Source organism: Streptomyces sp. NPDC048664, from assembly GCF_040650555.1.
Classification (GTDB): Bacteria; Actinomycetota; Actinomycetes; order Streptomycetales; family Streptomycetaceae; genus Streptomyces.
The window spans coordinates 41,589-59,609 of the sequence record NZ_JBEZHK010000002.1; the positions used below are offsets into that span (position 1 = coordinate 41,589).

At 69.9% G+C, this 18,021-nt stretch carries 14 protein-coding genes, 1 pseudogene and 1 riboswitch; of the genes and pseudogenes, 7 read left to right on the top strand and 8 right to left on the bottom strand.

Going from position 1 to position 18,021, the window contains the following annotated elements:
• The first annotated feature begins 54 nt into the window (after positions 1–54).
• A riboswitch (cobalamin riboswitch) is annotated at positions 55–124 on the top strand.
• Between the two features lie 62 nt (positions 125–186).
• Both AB0C59_RS02070 and AB0C59_RS02075 read left to right on the top strand, forming a co-directional pair.
• Positions 187–402 (top strand): CbtB-domain containing protein, encoded by a 216-nt coding sequence (locus AB0C59_RS02070; RefSeq protein WP_363000203.1) that lies wholly within the window; start codon positions 187–189, stop codon positions 400–402.
• Between the two features lie 31 nt (positions 403–433).
• Entirely contained in the window at positions 434–1,306 is an 873-nt protein-coding gene (locus AB0C59_RS02075; protein WP_363000204.1) for a CbtA family protein, read from the top strand.
• A gap of 159 nt (positions 1,307–1,465) precedes the next feature.
• Here the strand turns inward: AB0C59_RS02075 and AB0C59_RS02080 are convergent, their stop codons facing one another.
• Together AB0C59_RS02080 and AB0C59_RS02085 are read right to left on the bottom strand one after the other, a co-directional pair.
• Positions 1,466–2,116 carry a hypothetical protein gene (locus tag AB0C59_RS02080; RefSeq protein ID WP_363000205.1) on the bottom strand — a complete coding sequence of 217 codons (651 nt, stop codon included), beginning with the start codon at positions 2,114–2,116 and terminating at the stop codon, positions 1,466–1,468.
• Between the two features lie 427 nt (positions 2,117–2,543).
• Entirely contained in the window at positions 2,544–2,936 is a 393-nt protein-coding gene (locus tag AB0C59_RS02085; protein ID WP_363000206.1) for an SgcJ/EcaC family oxidoreductase, read from the bottom strand.
• Positions 2,937–3,157: 221 nt separating this feature from the next.
• Here AB0C59_RS02085 and AB0C59_RS02090 point away from each other — a divergent pair, with 221 nt between their 5' ends.
• Positions 3,158–3,541: a hypothetical protein gene (locus tag AB0C59_RS02090; protein WP_363000207.1), complete on the top strand. Its 384-nt coding sequence runs from the start codon at positions 3,158–3,160 to the stop codon at positions 3,539–3,541.
• A gap of 319 nt (positions 3,542–3,860) precedes the next feature.
• Positions 3,861–4,982 (top strand): FAD-dependent monooxygenase, encoded by a 1,122-nt coding sequence (locus tag AB0C59_RS02095; protein WP_363000208.1) that lies wholly within the window; start codon positions 3,861–3,863, stop codon positions 4,980–4,982.
• Positions 4,983–5,527: 545 nt separating this feature from the next.
• Here the strand turns inward: AB0C59_RS02095 and AB0C59_RS02100 are convergent.
• Entirely contained in the window at positions 5,528–6,466 is a 939-nt protein-coding gene (locus AB0C59_RS02100; RefSeq protein WP_363000209.1) for an alpha/beta hydrolase, read from the bottom strand.
• 213 nt (positions 6,467–6,679) lie between these two features.
• Between AB0C59_RS02100 and AB0C59_RS02105 the strand changes: the two genes are divergently transcribed.
• Positions 6,680–7,264: a TetR/AcrR family transcriptional regulator gene (locus AB0C59_RS02105; protein ID WP_363000210.1), complete on the top strand. Its 585-nt coding sequence runs from the start codon at positions 6,680–6,682 to the stop codon at positions 7,262–7,264.
• A 483-nt stretch (positions 7,265–7,747) separates the two neighbouring features.
• On the top strand, positions 7,748–8,263 hold the full coding sequence (locus AB0C59_RS02110; RefSeq protein WP_363000211.1) for a GNAT family N-acetyltransferase: 516 nt from the start codon (positions 7,748–7,750) through the stop codon (positions 8,261–8,263).
• Positions 8,264–8,469: 206 nt separating this feature from the next.
• Here the strand turns inward: AB0C59_RS02110 and AB0C59_RS02115 are convergent, their stop codons facing one another.
• The 5 genes and pseudogenes from AB0C59_RS02115 to AB0C59_RS02135 all read right to left on the bottom strand — a co-directional run.
• On the bottom strand, positions 8,470–8,679 hold the full coding sequence (locus AB0C59_RS02115) for a hypothetical protein (RefSeq protein ID WP_363000212.1): 210 nt from the start codon (positions 8,677–8,679) through the stop codon (positions 8,470–8,472).
• A gap of 1,001 nt (positions 8,680–9,680) precedes the next feature.
• Entirely contained in the window at positions 9,681–11,858 is a 2,178-nt protein-coding gene (locus AB0C59_RS02120; protein WP_363000213.1) for an FUSC family protein, read from the bottom strand.
• A gap of 315 nt (positions 11,859–12,173) precedes the next feature.
• Complete coding sequence (locus tag AB0C59_RS02125) at positions 12,174–13,349, bottom strand: glutathione-independent formaldehyde dehydrogenase (protein ID WP_363000214.1); 1,176 nt, start codon at positions 13,347–13,349, stop codon at positions 12,174–12,176.
• Positions 13,350–13,654: 305 nt separating this feature from the next.
• Complete coding sequence (locus AB0C59_RS02130; RefSeq protein WP_363000215.1) at positions 13,655–14,788, bottom strand: hypothetical protein; 1,134 nt, start codon at positions 14,786–14,788, stop codon at positions 13,655–13,657.
• Between the two features lie 289 nt (positions 14,789–15,077).
• A pseudogene (locus AB0C59_RS02135) lies at positions 15,078–15,371 on the bottom strand (hypothetical protein); the annotation flags it as partial.
• Positions 15,372–15,533: 162 nt separating this feature from the next.
• On the opposite strand from AB0C59_RS02135, the gene uvrA reads away from it, so the two are divergent.
• On the top strand, positions 15,534–18,002 hold the full coding sequence (uvrA, locus tag AB0C59_RS02140) for an excinuclease ABC subunit UvrA (protein ID WP_363000216.1): 2,469 nt from the start codon (positions 15,534–15,536) through the stop codon (positions 18,000–18,002).
• The last annotated feature ends 19 nt before the right edge of the window (positions 18,003–18,021 follow it).

The window sequence follows — 18,021 nt, forward strand, 5'->3', positions numbered from 1 at the left end:
TGATTGACGGACCCTCTCGCGTTTCCGTACGCTCCGTTTGTACTGACGGCCTAAGGAAGCTGGTGAGAATCCAGCACGGTCGCGCCACTGTGAACGGCCCCTCCCGCGGGGGCCGGAGTCAGACCCTTGGCCGTCGCGACGCTCCACTGTACGAGGGACGCACGATCCCCTGAAGGAGGCTCACTCATGAGCAGCATGTCCGCGCCCGCCGCGATCCCCACCCCGGTCGTCCTGCCCGCCGCGAAGGCAGTGTTCTGGCTGGTCGGCACGGCGCTGATCGCGCTGGCCTTCTACTACTTCATCGGTGTCGACCAAGGCGCCTACTCCGTCTTCGGCAAGGACGCGCACGTCCACGAGTTCGTGCACGACGCCCGCCACTTCCTCGGCTTCCCCTGCCACTGACGAGAGCCCGCACGGACACGGACATCTGAACATGGAAAAGAGATTCATACTGCGCGGCGTCCTCGCCGGCGCAGTCGCCGGTCTGCTCGCCTTCGTCTTCGCACGGATCTTCGCCGAGCCCCAGATCGCCAAGGCCATCGACTACGAGAGCGGCCGCGACGCCGCGCAGGAGGCCCTCGACAAGGCCGCCGGCATGGCGCCCGGAGCCGCTGAGCCCGAGCTCTTCAGCCGGACGATCCAGGCCGACGTCGGCATCGGTGTGGGCATGGTCTTCTTCGGTATCGCCATGGGAGCCCTGTTCGCCGTCGCCTACGCCATCTGCGTCGGCCGGGTCGGCAAGCTGCGCCCCCGCAACCTGGCGCTGCTGGTGGCCCTCGGCGGGTTCCTCGGCATGTACCTCGTGCCGTTCCTGAAGTACCCGGCCAACCCGCCGGCGATCGGCCACGAGGACACGATCAGGGACCGCAGCAACCTCTACCTGCTGATGGTCCTCTGCTCGGTGGTCTTCCTCGTGGGCGCCGTCTGGCTCGGCAAGCGCCTGCAGGCGCGCTTCGGCAACTGGAACGCCGTCCTGCTGGCCGGCGCCGCCTACGCCGTCGTCATCGGCATCGTGATGGCGGTGCTGCCGCAGTTCGGCGAACTCTCCGCCAACGTGAAGGAGTACGGCCACCACGCGACGGAGACACCCCTGCCCCTGACCGACGCCAAGGGCACCATCGTCTTCCCGGGTTTCCCGGCGGACGTCCTGTTCTCCTTCCGCTTCTACTCCCTCGCCGCCCAGGCCCTGCTGTGGGGTGCGCTGGGCCTCGTCTTCGCCCCCATGGCCGAGCGGCTGCTCGACCCGGCGGCGCGGACGTCGGCCAGGCCCGCACCGAACCAGCCGGAGCCCGTCGGCGCGGCATGACACGCCCGAGGGCCACGCCCCACCGCCACGGCGGGGCGTGGCCCTCGGAGTACGCCCGAGTTCTGTGTCGACGGTCGAGTCGAGCCGTGTCGCGCTCGCCGGGTACGGGTTCCACGCCGAGCTGAGACGTGGGGCGCAGGGCCGCGGCGGTACGCGCCGCTACGCCAGAGCCAGGCAGCCGATCCCGGTCCAGGACGTGAAGTCCCGGTAGCCGTGCACGACGGCGTAACCGGCCTGCACATAGCCGGGGTTCTGGTACCGGCAGGCCGCACTGAGGTCGATGCGCACACCGGCACCGCCGTTGCCGCACATCCAGCCGTCCACGTTGTGCACCGCGTTGTAGGCGTCGCCCAGGCCGATGGAGTGGCAGTACCCGGACAGGTCGAGCCCGCCACTCAGGTCGATCCGCTTGGTCACCGCCCCCTGGCACACCCATCCCGTGGGGCCGGAGCGCTGCTGGTACTCGTAGACGCCGATGCCCTTGGCCATCGCGTCGGCGTACTGGTACTGGCATGCCGAGGTGATGTTCACCTGGCCGCCGCCGCTGCAGGACCAGCCCGAGGGACTCGCCGAGTTCTGGACGGCGTTGGGGTGGCCCACCGAGCGGCAGTAGGCGTCGAGGTTCACGGCGCTGATGATGGTCAGCGTGGTCGAGCCCGTGGCCGGCGCCGCGGGCGCGGCGGTGGCCGGCCCCGCCGGGAGCAGCACCGCGGCGACGAGTGCCGCGGCGCCGGTGAGGACGGCGGTGAGTGTTCTGCGCAGGGTGCCGCGGGGTCTTGTTCGGGTGGAGTGCGGGACGGTGTGCGACATGGCGAGGTCCTCTCCGAGGGGAAGGGGCGAGCGGGCGATCCGCAGGTGCGGCCGAGGCTCCGAGCAAGGTGTCGTGCGGTCCGGCATGGTGCCGATGCGGAGTCGGGGCCGGTACCGATGCCCGCACTCTAGGGACGGCGTGCACGGCAGCGGTACGGGAGTTCCGGCCAAGGCCCTGACGGGAAGCCCTCTTGCCCGGGGGCGTCGGGGACTCCCGCCGCCGTGTCCCGCCGTCGTGTCCCCTCGGCCCGGCCGAGCCCGGCCTCGGCCACTCCTCGCCCTGCCCGGCTGCCCTCCGTCCAGGCGCTGGGGGTGCCCGCCGTCGCTCCGGCTCGCAGTGCGCGTTCCAGTTCGCCGTGCCGCCCGTGCAGGGACCGGACCGCGGCCATCCCCTCTGCCGCGTGGACCGCGCCCGCCCCACCGTCGCTCAGGCCGTCCCCTCAGAGGCCAGAGCGGCCTGCATCGCCACGCCGTCCACGTAGGAGTGCTTCTCCTTCACCGCGCCGTCCTCCACCACGACGAAGTCGGCGAGATCGACGTCGACCGCGGCACCGGTCGCGGATGCCCCGGTCAGCTTCCACCGGACGACCCAGAAGTCCTCGCCGGTGCGGAGCGAGAGGAACTCGAAGGCCAGGTCCGGGACCAGCGCGAACATCCCGGCCACCGCCTCACGGATTTCCTGCCGCCCCCGCACGGGAGCCTGGCCGGAGTGCAGATGGAACACCGAGTCGTGCGTGTGGAGTTCGGCGATCCGGTCGGGGTCGCGGGCCTCCCAGCAGGCGTGGTAGCGCTCGAACACCTCATGGGTGGCAGCGGTCATGGGCGAGCCTCCGTCGCGGCGGAACCGGCCTGTATCCGGGCGATCAGGGACCGGAGCCGGTCAGTCTCCCGACGCACATGCATGCGGTGATCCTGGCGGCCACCGGTCGCGAGGCGCCACCGGGTTTCTCCCCGCGGCGCTCGGCACGCGAGCCTGCCCACGGGGCCTCTCTCCCCTCGCTGTTAACCTCTGCTGGTTCGCATGACTCAGGGGGGAAGTCCGTGCTCACGTCGGTTGCCGCGGAGTGGCCGTGGATATTGGCCATCACGGCTCTCGTGGTCCACTGCTCCGCCATGGCGAAGTGGATACCGCTCCAGAGGTTCCAGACGGCGTACCCCTTCATCTGGGTGGTGTGCGGCGTCGGAGCGGTGGCGTACGGAGCATCGCGGGGCTTCCCCCTGGAACGCGTGCTCGCCGTCTCCTCGTTCGCGCTCCTCGGGATGACGATCGGCATGTACCCGACTCGCAGGCTCTTCACGGCGTGGGCGCGTGAGATCGGCCGGGGAGAGACGCGCGAGCGGTACGACTACCCGCGCTCCCATCTCGCGTTCTGCGTCACGTCGATGCTCGTGATGTCGCTCGCCGCGTTCCTGCTGACCCGCTGACAGACACGAACGGCGGCAACCGGACGCGCCTGTCAGCGGGCATGAACCTGCTCTGACCTGGGGAATCATGCGCCCTGTCAGCGGTGGACAGCACATTGGTCCGGGAGAGCTCTGTTACGCGGTCACCGTGAGGCGGATGCCCAGCTATAGTCACGACGTCGCGAAAAACGATGTTCCGCGGATCCATCTGCCGAACATCGCTCGTACATCGATGCAGGTGGTTCTGATCGGTGAGCGTCTCCTTGCCGAGATCGTGCGTTCCGCCCGCTCTTGGCGCTGACCACCGCCGACGCGTGTCGGCGCAACGGAGGAGCGCAGCATGCCGAAGACCATCGCCATTGTCGGAGCAGGACTGGGCGGGCTGACGCTCGCGCGCGTGCTTCAGGCCCGCGGCGTCGCCGCGACGATCTACGAGGGTGAGGCGTCGGCGGAGACCCGTGCGCAAGGTGGCCTGCTCGACATTCACGTGGAGACCGGACAGGTCGCGCTTCGCGCAGCCGGTGTGTACGACGAGTTCCTCACTCTGGTCCGCCCGGGCGAGGACGCCAAGCGCGTGGTCGACCGCCACGGCACGATCCTGTTCGACCTGCCTGCGGACCCCGGTTCGGCCCGGCCAGAGGTGGATCGTGGCGAACTCAGGCGCCTGCTCGTCGACTCACTGGCGCCTGGAACGATCAGGTGGGGTCACAAGCTCACCTCGATCCGGCACCGTGCGGAGGGCGGCTACGACCTCGCCTTCGCGGACGGTTCCGCCGCACACGCCGACACAGTCATCGGCGCGGACGGCGCCTGGTCGAAGGTGCGTCCGCTGCTCACGCCCGCCGAGCCTCTCTACAGCGGAACCTGCTTCATCGAGATCGCCCTCGCTTCGCGCGGCCAGGACTGTCGGGCGAGCGTGGCCGCGATCGGCAGTGGCACGCTGATGGCGGTCGCGCCGGGGAAGGGCATCATCGCCCATCGCCACGCCGACGGGCACGTACGCGGATACGTGGCGCTGAACAGGCCCGAGGGGTGGATGAGGTCGATCGACTTCGACGACCCCTCCGCCGGCCTCCGTCGCCTTGCCGACGAGTTCGACGGCTGGTCGCCGCTGCTCACCGCCTTTGTGACGCAGAGCGATGCGGAACCGTGGCTCCGCCCCATCTACGCCCTGCCTGTCGGCCTCACTTGGGACAGGGTGCCCGGCGTGACGCTCGTCGGCGACGCCGCGCATCTGATGTCGCCTTTCGCCGGCGAGGGTGCGAACCTCGCCATGTACGACGGCGCCGACCTGGCGAGCAAGCTGACTGAGCAACCCGACATCGAGGTCGCGCTCACCGCCTACGAAGAGAGGCTGTTCCCGCGTAGTGGCGACGTCGCCGACCGCTCGGCGAAGAACCTGGAGACCTTCTTCGGCCGGGAAGCACCGCAGAGCGTGGTCACGCTCTTCGATCACTTCTGACACCGGGGTCCGGGTACGCGCTCTCGTCGCGGACCCGGCGAGGAACGGGCCTGCCGTCGCGTGGTCACCGGAGGTCGCGCTCCAACGTCGTCCGGTGGCGCTGAGGTTCCGAACGGATGTCGCGGTGGTTCAAGTGCGTGCTGTGTCGGTTTTCCCAAGCTTCGATGGCAGAGGGAAACCCGGGCTGTTCCTGGACGGGTACACACCAAGAACGAGAAGTGCGTGAACCAAGTGGAGTGCAGCCGCGTGGCCGTCATCGCAGGCACCGGTGCCGACAGGGGCGCGTGGCGGCTCCGTGCGGACAGCCCTGCGCTACGGGAGCCCGCTCGTTGCCGATCAGCCGGTTCCGCGCCTTCTGCGCGCCACGCCCGGATGGGTACTCCTTCGCGCCATGGCTCGCCATTCCGTGCGCGTACGTGGCGGCCGTCCACACACGTCCTGGAACCACCGAGCGGGCTGGCCGTCGTGAGTTCGGCAAGCAGTGTGTCGGCGTCAAGATGGCCTCGGCGCCCTGGTGCGGCGCGGTCGAGTGGGTTCGACGGGTCTCAGTCGTCGTCGGTGATGAAGTCCGCTGTCGCGGCAGCGATCGCTTCGGGCTGCTCGTCGGGGATGAAGTGTCCAGCGTCGGGCACGACGATTCCGGTGGTGTTGTCGGCCCATGGGCTGATGGAGGCGGCCATGTCCGGAACGGAGCCGTGGCTGCTGGAGATTCCGAGGATCGGCACAGTCAGGTGCCGCCGCTTGAGCGCCTCGCGGTTCTTACGCGCTGACTCCGCCGCGTCTCGGTAGTACGCGAGGGAAGCGCGCAGGCCGCCGTCGACGGTGACGGCCGCCGCGTAGTGGTCGATCTCGGCGTCGTCGAACGTGTCGGGGGACAGGGCCTTTACCTTCAGGAACCAGGCGACGTAATCGCGTTCGCGGCCGGCAAGCAGCGTCTCGGGCAGATCGGGCACGGTGTGGAAAGCGAAATGCCACGTTTTCCACGCTCGATCAGGGTCGGTAGGAATCGTCTCCGGGAGAGTGATGCCGGGGATTCCGGCATCGAGCAGAGCGACCCGGCGCAGGTGGCTCTCATGGTTGAGGGCGAGAGAGAAGGCGACCCAGGCACCGATGTCGTGGGCGACCAGGGAGTAGGTCGACACCCCGAGAGCCTTCACGGCGGCGTGGACGTGCGCGGCGACCGCGTGCGTGTCGTAGCCGCGCTCCGGACGCTCGGAGTGGCCCTGACCCGGCAGGTCGATCGCGACGACGTGGAACCGGTGGATGAGGCCGGACACCACCTTTCGCCAGGCCCACCAGGTTTGCGGGAATCCGGCGAGCAGGACGACGGTCGGGCCGCTCGGTCGTCCCCCTTCGACGGCGTGAAGGCGGACGCCGTCCGCGTCGACCCAGCGGTGAGTGAATCCGGCCAGGTGCTGCAGGGGCAGGTCGCGGATGGGGTTGCTTTCGGAGGTGTGCGGAGTGCTGGTTGCTGGGCTGGTCACGGGGATCCTCCATCGGTGTCAGGTGTGCGGTGGGAACGGTGCGGCTGACGGCGGTGGCTGGAGCCACGTGGTGTGTCTCTCGTGCGGTCGCGAAGTGCGCGGCATGCCCAGCCGTGATCACGCTTGAAGGCTACACATCTTGAACTGATCAGTTCAAGATAGGATGGTGCGCGACACGGTCCGACCATCGACGCATCGGTAAGGAAGTGCCGCGTGGCAGGCAGGAAGCAGTTCGACATGGACACGGCGCTCGACGCCGCGATGCTCCAGTTCTGGCGCGACGGCTACGCCGATACCTCATTGGACGATTTGTCCCGGGCAACCGGCTTGAACCGCAGTTCCATCTATTCCTCCCTCGGCGACAAGGACACGCTCTTCCTGCGCTGCCTGGATCTCTACGCCGCACGCTATGGCGAGAAGTACGACGCCGCCCTGTCGTGTGCAGCCGCGGAGCCCGTCGCCGCTGTTCGTGCGTTCTTCGACGTCACCCTCCAGCGCATCGCCGATCCCGCACTGCCTGATGGATGCCTGATTGCCCAGTCGGCCATGGCGATCCCCGTGCTGAGTCCGAGCGTCGCAGCGCACGCCAAGCAGGCGCTCGGCCTCCAGCGCCTGCGTCTGCGCACCGCGCTGAAGGCCGGCCGACTGACCGACCAGGACGCCGAAGCCTTCGCTGTGCACGCGGCGGCTGTGAACCAGTCGCTCGCCGTCATGAGCAGGGCAGGGGCGAGCCCGGCGCAGCTCCTGGCTATCGTGGGCGTGACCGTGGACGCGCTGTCGCAGACGTTTCGCGCGTAACGAACCTGATCCGGCCGTCGGACTCGCAGCCTGGTACGCACAGTCGTTTCATGAGTTCGCGGCGTGCGCGGCAGTGGTGCCGACGGCTCGGGCCTGGTGGCTTCGTCGCCAATCGCGCGAGGCCAGGTGGAACGCGAGTTCCGGGGCCTGTCGTATTCGCCGTGTGATCACGATGAGAAGGCGCTGGCTCCCGGGGCCAGCCCTCTCGAGTGTCCGCCGGGCCGTCGGAGCATGCGCCGGCTCACCTACGGCGGCACCCGGCAGGCCAACGCCACCCTGCACGGTGTTCACCCGGCTGCGCTGCGATGACCGTACCCGGGCGTACGCAAGAGCGCCGCGCTCAGGAGGGCAAGACCCGATGGAGGCATGGGTGTGAGGCCCGGTTGCGCTCGCACGAGTGTTTCCCGGGAGTGGTGCGGGAACGCCTGCCCGAGCAGCGGACCCACCGCGGGATGGCGCTCTCCGCTGCGAGATACTCTCCTGATGGGTTCACGTACTTCCCCGGTCAGCGAGCCGATCACGATACGGAGGGCCGTCGCGCGGGACGCCAAACGGCTCACACGGCTCGTGCGTCGCTCAGGCGCCCATGAGGGCAAGTACGCGGCCGCAGTCGTGGGCTACCAGGTTGGTCCCGATTACATCGAGGCCCACCGCACCTTCGTGGCCGTGGGCGCAGGCGAGCATGGAGGCCGGATCCTCGGGTTCTACTCGCTCGTCCTCGCACCGCCCGAGCTCGACCTGTTGTTCGTCGCCGACGACGCGCAACGACGGGGTATCGGACGTCGACTCGTCGCACACATGCAGTCCGAGGCACGTGCCGCCGGGCTCGACCGAGTCAAGGTCGTGTCGCATGTTCCCGCCGAGGGCTTCTACCACCGCGCCGGTGCGGTACGGACCGGGACCGCGCTCGCGAACCCGCCCGCCGTGCCGTGGGACCGTCCTGAATTCGAGTTCCGCATTCCTTCGGAACAATGCGGTGTCGGATACGTCGAAGGGTGACCGCCACCCGAAGCCGGCCTCAAGCAGGCGCCGCGACCGTGCGTTGCGGTGGTCAAGCAGGCCGCCCGCGGCTGACCGTCCGCCGCGCCGCCTCCGACGGCGCCTGCAGACCGACCTCTTGCTGACCGCGACGGTCGACGGGCGCCCAGTGAGCCCTCACGTCAGTCCGTCATCACCGCGACAGGCGAACGGTCCTCAAGTCCTCGTCACACCATCGCCACATCGCTGGAGGCGCCGCCATGTCGGCAGGGCTGGGCAGGCGCTGCTGTCTTCGCATCCTTGCCGCCCTCGGCTTCGACGGCTGAAGGCAACCGTGACAGTGCCGCGCCGACCAAGCCCACCGTCGTACTGGTCCACGGCGGATCGGCCGGCGCATCCAACTGGAACGGTGCCAGCCCGCTGCGTGGTCTGCTCACGGACATCCCGTACCTTGCCAGAGTCCTGAAGTCGGTCGAACCCGAGAACAAGGCGCGGAGGGCCGCTGCCCTGGCCAGCCGATGGCCGTGTCGGACACCTGGAACGCGCCGATGCCCGTAGGTAAGCGACGTCAGGCTCTAGAAGAATCCGAGTTTCTTCGGGCTGTACGAAACAAGGAGATTCTTGGTCTGCTGTCGGTATACACGGTCGGTCCCTCGCTGATCTGCGGCAATAGCCTTCATTGAGGTGCGCCCGCGGTTCGCTGGACCGGAAATGGTCCGGATCTTGGTCGTGAGGAGGGCCCGGCGGCTGCACGCCGCCTGCGGGGTATGGCCGAACGAGCCGTAACACCTTGGTGAGCTGCCGATCGTGTGTCAGGTCTCCGCCCCGAGGGTCTGACCACGCCGTTTGCGGTTTGCGCAGTGGTCCCCGTATCTCACCCCCGACGTCCCGAGCGAGGCCGTCGGTGACTTCCTCCTCACCCGACGTTCGCGAACATCGCACGTGCCTACTCTGTTCGCTCTACGAGTGCCTCGCCGAGCTCACTTCGATCGCCGGTTGATCCACGGCCACCAGCAAGCGCTGGACACATGGCATGCGCGGAGAGCGGCTGGGCGCGTACGTGCTCGGTGCCGGGAGCGGCGAGGGCCGAACGAGGCGCGATGGCCGCGCCGCCGACGAGCGGCTCCGGCTCACCGTAAGGTAGTCCACGGTGGCCGAACTCGGTCGCCGAAGAGCTGACCAACTGGCAGATCGCGGATCGGCTCGGCCTTGGAAGAACGGCTCGGTCGCACGCGGCTCGCCGTCCTTCCCGCCGAGGGAGGAACCACCGCCGACAACCGCTCGCCCCACCGCTGAAACGACATCATCGCCGCAGCACGCACCCTGGTTGGGCTGAATCCTCGTTATGTCGACAGCGGCGTATGTGTGGCGGCGCCCGACGCGGCCGGGAGACTACTTGCTGCTCCAGGAGGTGCGGCGCTTCCCGCGGCCGACTTCGTCACCCGCCCCGGTGCGCGGTGCCTGATCCGTCACCTTCCGCCGCCACGGCAGCCCGCATCCGCTGCTCCTCGCGAGCGGAGCCGACGTCCCGTTCCAGGGGTGTGCGACTCACGGCCGTCGCGAGGTCTTCCAAGGCTCGTTTTTGCAGTTCCGCCTCGCGCCGCACGACCGGGCTCCGGTTGCCGACGGCAGCGTCCTCCCACGCCTGGAGCGCCTCCTCCAGGTGCCCCCAGTCCGGATTCCTGTGCTCGCGCACGTCGACTGCTGCCTTCGCGGTGTCCGTCTCCAGGGCCTCGGCGAACTGCTCCGCCTCGGGGACGACCCGGCTGTCCGCCCGCGGGACGTGGCTCTCGATGAGCATCGCCGCCCGGCCGAACCGCTTGAGCGCCTCCTGCGCCTCCTGCGCCTCGCGAGACGTCAGACCCCTGGGGCGGACCGGTTCCTGCCTTGCGCGGTCGAAAGCCTCCTGCCAGGCGGCACGTGCCTCCCTGCTCGCCAGCAGTGCCCTGCGCATGTCGGCGAGATGCTCCCGGGACGGCTCGGCGTAGCTGCGGAGCACCGCGGCCGCGTAGCGGCCGTTGGCGGCGAGCCAGTCCGCAAGCCGGCCCGGCAGTCGGGGTGTCTCCCATGCGGGGAACACCACGTACGCCAGCATTGCCAGGGCCCCGCCGAGCAGGGTGAGCACCACCCGCTCCGGGACCGTCTGCTCCCATGCCTGGCCGCCCATGCCGAGCAGGAAGACGACGTACGCGGCGGTGAAGCACTGGGAGTAGGCGTAGCCGGTACGGTTCAGCGTGTATGACAGGCCCGCCGAGACCACCGCCAGGGTGCCGAACACATGGGCGTCCGGGCCCAGGGCCCGCACCATCCCGGTGGCGAGCGCGACCCCCGCCAGGGTCCCGGCGAGACGGGCCACCGCACGCGCGTACGTCCGGTGGAAGTCCGGCCGCATCACCATCACCGAGGCGATGGGCGCCCAGTAGCCGTGGCCCAGGGGTAGCCGGGCGGCGATCAGATAGCCGAGCGTGGCCACCGCCGCCAGGCGGACGGCGTGCCGGAACACGGGCGAGTCCCGGCGGAGCTCACGGCGGACCGCCCGGACGACGACCGGGACCAGCCGGAGCATTGTCGGGCGCAACAGGAACTGGGCGCCGGCGGGGTCGGGCGGCGTGGGCGTCCTCCGGCGCGCGCCGCCGCTCCCGGCGATCTCCAACGCCTCGCCGAGCAGTTCCACGAGCCGCTCGGCGGCTTGCCGCGCGGGGCCCTCCAGCACCTCGTGCTCCTCGTCGACGCGCAGGACGTCCGTGCTTCCGGGCCGCACCTCGGCGGGAGTGCCGCGGCGGATCGAACGGGCGGCCGCATCCAGGACGTCGGCGGCCGCGTCGAGCAACTCCCGCGCGCGGTCCCGCCCGGGTCCCTCCGCCGGGGCGCCGACGTCCGGGTCGGCGAGCGCGGCGACGACCGGACGAATGCGCTCGGCGAGGCCCCGGGGGCCGTGGAGGACGGGGGGACGGGTTCGGGCCTGTGACGGCGTCACGGCAGCCGCGTCCCGGGCCGTCCTCAACGGCTCCGGGTCGAACGGGGAGGTCGGGTCGTGCCGCAGCCTGCGAGCGTAGTCCGCCACGGCGGCCAGGGCGTCGGCGAGCGCGTCACGATGCGCTCCCCAACGCCGGATCGGGAACAGCAAGATCAGCACGGCCTGCGTCACGCCCCCGAGCGCGATGACCCCGGCGTGCTCCAGGGCCCGCCCGACGCTCGTGGGCAGGGTGATGGTCACCAGCATGCTGCCGACGGTCGTCGCTGCGACGATCCCAGCGGTCGATCCGACGGCCCACGCCATTCCCGCGGCAAAGGCCCATACGGCCAGCAGCGGAAGGAACGTCACGAGTCGCCCCGCCGCCAGGTAGCCCACGAAGGTGCTGAGCGCAAGACCCGCGCCCGCGCCGAGCGCGATCACCTTGCGTGGACGCCAGGTGCGCTGGAAGGTGGCCCCACCCGCGGAGTAGGCGCCGAGGGCGGCGGACGCGGCATACGCAGGGGAGACCAGCCACAGCGCCGGCCCGACGACGATCGCCACCCCAGCGGCCGTGCGCAGCGCGAGCAGGGGCTCCAGCCGCGTCTCCTCGATCGTGAGCCCGGATCGCACGACCTCCCCGAAGGCCCGCAGCCACGTCACGGGTGTGAGCCTAGCCGGAACACCCCGCCGGGTCGCGTCGGCCTGGTTGAGGTGCGGCAGCCGTCGGGCAAGGTAGCCTCCCGCACGCCCCGCGAACAGGCTGGCGGCCGCAGCCGCCGGACGGGGCGCAGCCACTGCGGACACTGCTGAGCGTCCGCCGTCCGTCCTACCGGGCCGGAGCGCGGGCAGTCGCCGTTGGTTCAGGTCCGGCCGGAGCGCGGGCGATTGCCCCAGCCCTGGCCGGAGGGCGGGCAGATCGCCACCTGCCCCCCGGACCGGTCCGGGGGAAACAGGCGGGACGGCGGCCTGGGTTGCTTACCGCTTGTGGCCGTTCCCGTGTCCGTTCGGATGCAGGACCACCTTGGTCCAGCCCTCGTCGCGGGCGTCGAAGTGCTCGTAGGCGGCCGGGGCCTCGTCCAGGCTGAGTTCGTGGGAGACGACGAAGCTCGGCCTTGCCTTCCCGCCTGCGATCAGATCCCGCAGCGCCCGGTTGTACCTCTTCACCGGCGCCTGCCCGGTGCCCATGCGCTGGCCCTTGAACCACATCATGCCGAAGTCGATCGGGACCTTGCCCTGCGCCTCCAGCTCCCCCTGGGCCTCCGCGCCGCCGGGGTCCTGGGGCAGGAACACGCCCACCACACCGATGTCGCCCGTGAACCTGACCGAGTCGATCAGTCCGTTGAGCGTGAGGCTGGCGTCCTCGTGTCCCTCGGGATCGTGTGCCTGGTAGCCGACACACTCACAGCCGTTGTCGGCGCCCAGACCGAGGGTGGCCTCCTTGACGACCTCCGCCGGCTTCTGCTCGGCGGTGTTGATCGGGATGGCCCCGATCTCCTCCGCCTTGCGCAGCCGGTCGGGCTGGTGGTCGGCCACCCAGACGCGTCCGGCGCCCTTGAGGAGGGCGGAGTAGGTCGCCATCAGCCCGACGGGACCGGCCCCGAAGACGATCGTCTGGTCACCCGGTTTGACGTGGGCCATCTCGGTGGCGTGATAGCCGGTGGGGAAGATGTCGGCGAGCATCACGTAGTCGGTCTGCCGCTCGGCGGCGTCCTCACCCAGACGCAGCGCGTTGAAGTCGCCGTAGGGCACGCGCAGCAGCTCCGCCTGGCCGCCCTGGTATGGGCCCATGTCGGCGAATCCGTAGGCGGCTCCGGCGAGAGCCGGTTCCGGCTGCATGGTCAGGCAGTAATTGGTCAGACCCCGCTCGCACTGCTTGCAGAAGCCGCAGGCGATGTTGAAGGGCAGGACCACGTACTCGCCGACCTGGACCTTGCGGACGGCCGAGCCGACCTCCACGACCTGGCCCATGTTCTCGTGTCCCAGGGTGCGGCCGGACTCGAACGAGGTGCGGCCCTCGTACATGTGCAGGTCCGAACCGCAGATGTTGGTAGTGGTGATCTTGACGATGATGTCGCAAGGGTGTTCGATCTTCGCGTTCGGTACGTCCTTCACGGTGACCGTTCGCGGGCCTTCATATACCGCTGCTTTCATGATGGATTCCTTCGTCGCCGCGGCATGACCGCGGCACGGCGGTGATGGAGACGGCGTACGGAGCCTGACCCCCGGGCGTTGGTGCGACGGGGTCCGTGGCTCCGGCATGCCTCTGCGGGCCGCTCACCCGGTTCAGGTGGAACGGTGGTGCCGCCGCCGGCTAGCCAGGCGGAGCTTCGGCGCTCCGGCGGCGTGCCGTCCGGGTCCCCGTCGGCCCCCGACACGAAACGACCACGCACCGATCGATCAGCGGAATCTTCGTACGCGGACGACCACCAAGCACCAATCACCAACGAATCTCCGACTCAGGTCACCAGCTGGTCACCGTCGTCGTCCTGGAGCATGTGGCGGCGTTCCTGTTCGCGCTTGGAGTAGGCGGCTGCCCGGATCGCCTCGTCGCTCTCCAAGCCCGAGCCCAGCGCGCCGCCCACCGTGGCGACCGAAGCGACGAACCAGGACAACGTCCAGTATTCAGCGGCGTGCAGCGGGGTTCGTGTCGTGGAGGCGAATAGTTGGTCGTTGAGGATGAACAGGGCCCACACCAAGTTGACGACGATCAAACCCGCATAGCAGACGAGCACCCCGATACCCACGGTCATGACCGTCGAGGCGTTGTAGAGCCTCGCCCTCTGCCTCGCCTCCCGCGAGACCTCTGCTGATCGATGCCACAGCTGCGCGTCCACGATCAACCAGCCGATCATGAGCGCGACGGACCCGACCGTGGCGATCACGAGGCGTGGCGTGCTCAGGGACTCGGCCAGGTTCCAGATGGTGGAGTTCACGGTGGCGACTGCTCCCGTGGCGAGTGCGGCCGCCAGGGCTTTCGACAAGCCCGGCACCAAGCGCCACGGGCGGTTGGCGCGCACCATACCGAGGAGCACCCTCAGGTAACCGCGCGGCCCGCTGATGACGTACCGGAGATCAGCGGTCTCCTCCTCACCGACCTGGCCCGGGTGAATAGGCGCGAGACGACTGACGAAGGGCGCCAGAAGCGGCTGACTCTGCGGAGGTCCTTCAGCCCCGGTGGCCCGCGGGCCCGCCAAGCTGAGCACGGCTTCTTCCACGGCCCGCCGGGCCCTCGTCTGCAGACGCAAGCCCCCCAGCGGAGGAAGAGACAGCAGCGCCAAGCCGTGTTCGTGACTCAGATCCACCACGAGCTTGCGCCCGTGTGAGTGCAGCGGAAGGTCGGTGAGGGCCACGACGATGTCCCAACTCTCCGCTCTTCCGCGGTCCATGATCCGGCGCATCAGGGTGGGCGGGTCCTCGGTCCCTGCGGTGAAGGGCTCACTGACCACCTCGACGTCGAACCGTCGTCCCTGGTCTGCCTTGTCGGCGAGCCGAGCAGGAAGTATCCGGGCCATGCGCTGCGCGATCTCCGTGGGCGCGTCCGGATCCGCCAGGAGAGCCACGACCGTAACGCCCTGAGACGACACCCGCATGACTCCTTCTCGTCGGCTGCCCCGCGATCGCAAGTGCCCACAGGATGCCCGCGAGGTAACGCCGACGCTGCGTGACACGCTGGCCCCTGTCGGCAGGTGCGGGCGGTACGGTCAGATCTCCTCGCCCTCCCCATGCAGGGCCTGCTCCACCACCGGGCCACGGTTGGCGTGCGCCACCGCGAACACCAGCTCCGCGCCACCCCGGTCGGCACCATGACGAGATCGATCGGCCGCACGCCCGACCCGTGTTCAACCTCGTCACCGTGATCACCTTGTTCACCCACTGCCTCTACGCCGCGCTGTTCCTGCTCGTCCATGTCACCGCGGCGTTCCTGCTCACACCGCAGTCGTTGCGTCCCCTCGTCCGAGACCGGCACGATGCCGAGTGCCTCTCCACGGCCCGCCACCGGCCGGGGCCCTCGGGACCCGCGGTGCGGACCAGGCTGCCCGTCTTTGCCCGGGGCTCGTGCACGAGACGGATAGCCATGGCACCCTCACCGGCCGCCGAGGCCACCCGTTTGACCGCGCCGCTCCTGACCTCGTCGGCGGCGAAGACCCCGGGAAGGGTGGTCTCCAGCAGCAACGCCACCTCGTCGGCATCCGCCGACAGCGGAGTGTGCGCCGCCTAGGCCCGCCTAGGCCGTGTATCGAAAATGGATCCGGGATACTCCGGACGCTCGCGTGAGCGAGGCCCGGCGACGGCGCCTGTCGCGCGGTTCCCGGCGTGATCAGGTAATCAGGAACGGTGAACAAGGATGGGACCGACCCCTTCGTGCATGTCCGGGGCGCCAGTGAGAACAACCTGCGGAACATCGATGTCGACGTTCCGCGAGACGCGATGGTCGCCTTCACCGGTGTCTCCGGTTCGGGCAAGTCCTCGCTGGCGTTCGGCACGCTCTACGCGGAGGCCCAGCGGCGCTACTTCGAGTCCGTGGCACCGTACGCCCGAAGGCTGTTGCAACAGGTCGGCGCACCGCACGTGCAGGAAATCACCGGACTGCCACCGGCCGTGGCCCTGCAGCAGCGACGCGGGTCGCCCAGCTCGCGCTCGACGGTCGGCACCATCACCACGCTGTCCAATCTGCTGCGCATGCTGTACTCGCGCGCCGGCACCTATCCGCCCCGGGCCGCACGGCTGGAGGCCGAGTCGTTCTCATCCAACACCGCGGCAGGCGCCTGCCCGGAGTGCCACGGACTGGGCGTCGTGCACGACGTCGCCGAGGACCTGCTCGTCCCGGACCCCTCGCTGAGCATCCGCGAGGGGGCGATCGCCGCCTGGCCGGGCGCCTGGCAGGGCGCCAACCTGCGCAGTGTCGTGAGCGGCCTGGGGATCGACATCGACCGACCGTGGCGCAGGCTCAGGAAGAAGGACCGGGACTGGCTGCTGTACACGGACGAGCAGCCCTCCGTGTACATCGAGCCGGAGGAGGACCGCGTCGACTACGGCTACCAGGGCAAGTTCTGGAGCGCCCGCAAGCACGTCATGCACGTCCTCGCCGACTCCAAGAGCGAGAAGATGCGCGAACGGGCGCTCGGGTTCGTCAGGAGTGTGCCCTGCCCTGAGTGTCACGGCAGCGGACTGCGGCCCGAGGCGCTCGCCGTGACCTTCGCCGGACGTTCCATCGCCGAGATCAACGCGATGCCGCTCACCGAGGTCGTGACGCTGCTGCGGCCCGTCGCGCAGCGGTCCGAGGCCGACGCCACCACGTCGACCGCCCGATCCGGGGAGACGACCGAGGTCGCGGTCCGGATCTGCGGCGATCTGGTCGCGCGGGTCGACGTACTGCTCGACCTGGGCCTGGGATATCTCAGCCTCGGGCGCCGCTCGACGACCCTGTCGCCCGGCGAGGCGCAGCGCCTGCGGATCGCCACCCAGCTGCGCTCGGGGCTGTTCGGCGTCGTCTACGTCCTCGACGAACCCTCCGCGGGCCTGCACCCGGCTGACGCGGAACCGCTGCTGGACGTGCTGGACCGCCTCAAGGCGGCGGGCAACTCGCTGTTCGTCGTGGAGCACGACATGGACGTCGTACGGCGAGCGGACTGGGTGGTCGACATCGGCCCCGGCGCCGGCGAGGGCGGCGGACGCGTGCTGTACAGCGGCCCGGTCGCCGGTCTTGAGCGGGTCGGCCAGTCGGCCACGAGCCAGTACCTGTTCGGGCGCGCCCAGCCGCTCGATCACCGCCCGCGCACACCGCACGGCTGGCTGCACCTGAGCGGCGTCTCCCGCCACAATCTGCACGACGTGTCCGTCGACGTGCCGCTCTGCGTACTGACGGCGGTGACGGGCGTGTCCGGTTCCGGAAAGTCGACACTGGTGACGCAGGTGCTCGCCGAGGTGGTCCGCGGCCACCTCGGACTCGCACCCGAGGAGCCCGACGAGGCGCAGTTGGAGGTCGACGTCCAGGACGCGTCGGGGGTCGAGTCGTTCGACCGGCTGGTCCGGGTCGACCAACGGCCCATCGGTCGAACTCCCCGGTCCAACCTGGCCACGTACACGGGGATGTTCGACGCGGTGCGCAAGCTGTACGCGGCGACGGACGAGGCCAGGGCGCGCGGCTACTCGGCCGGGCGGTTCTCCTTCAACGTGCCCGAAGGGCGGTGCGGGACCTGCCAGGGCGAGGGATTCGTCGCGGTGGAACTGCTGTTCCTGCCCGGCACCTACGCGCCGTGCCCTACCTGTCAGGGCGCCCGGTACAACGCCGAAACGCTGGAGGTCACCTACCGCGGCAAGAACATCGCGGACGTGCTGGGGCTGTCCGTCGAGGCCGCCGCCGAGTTCCTGTCCGGCGTCCCGGCCGCCTCCCGCAGTCTGGAGACGTTGCGCGAGGTGGGACTGGGGTACCTGCGGCTGGGGCAGCCCGCGACGGAACTCAGCGGTGGTGAGGCGCAACGCATCAAACTGGCCACCGAACTGCAGCGAGCCCGCCGCGGTCACGCGCTCTACCTGCTCGACGAGCCGACGGCGGGGCTGCACCCCTCGGACATCGCGCTGCTGCTGCGACAGCTGCACCGGCTCGTCGACGCCGGCAACACGGTCGTCCTCGTCGAGCACGACCTGGACACGATCGCCACCGCCGACTGGGTCATCGACCTCGGGCCGGGCGGCGGCGACGCGGGCGGGCAGGTCGTCGCGGCGGGCCCGCCGGCCAAGGTGGCGAGGGCCCGCCGCAGCACCACCGCGCCCTATCTCGCGGCCCGGCTCGCGCGCTCTTGACGACAGCGCGAGGGGCTGA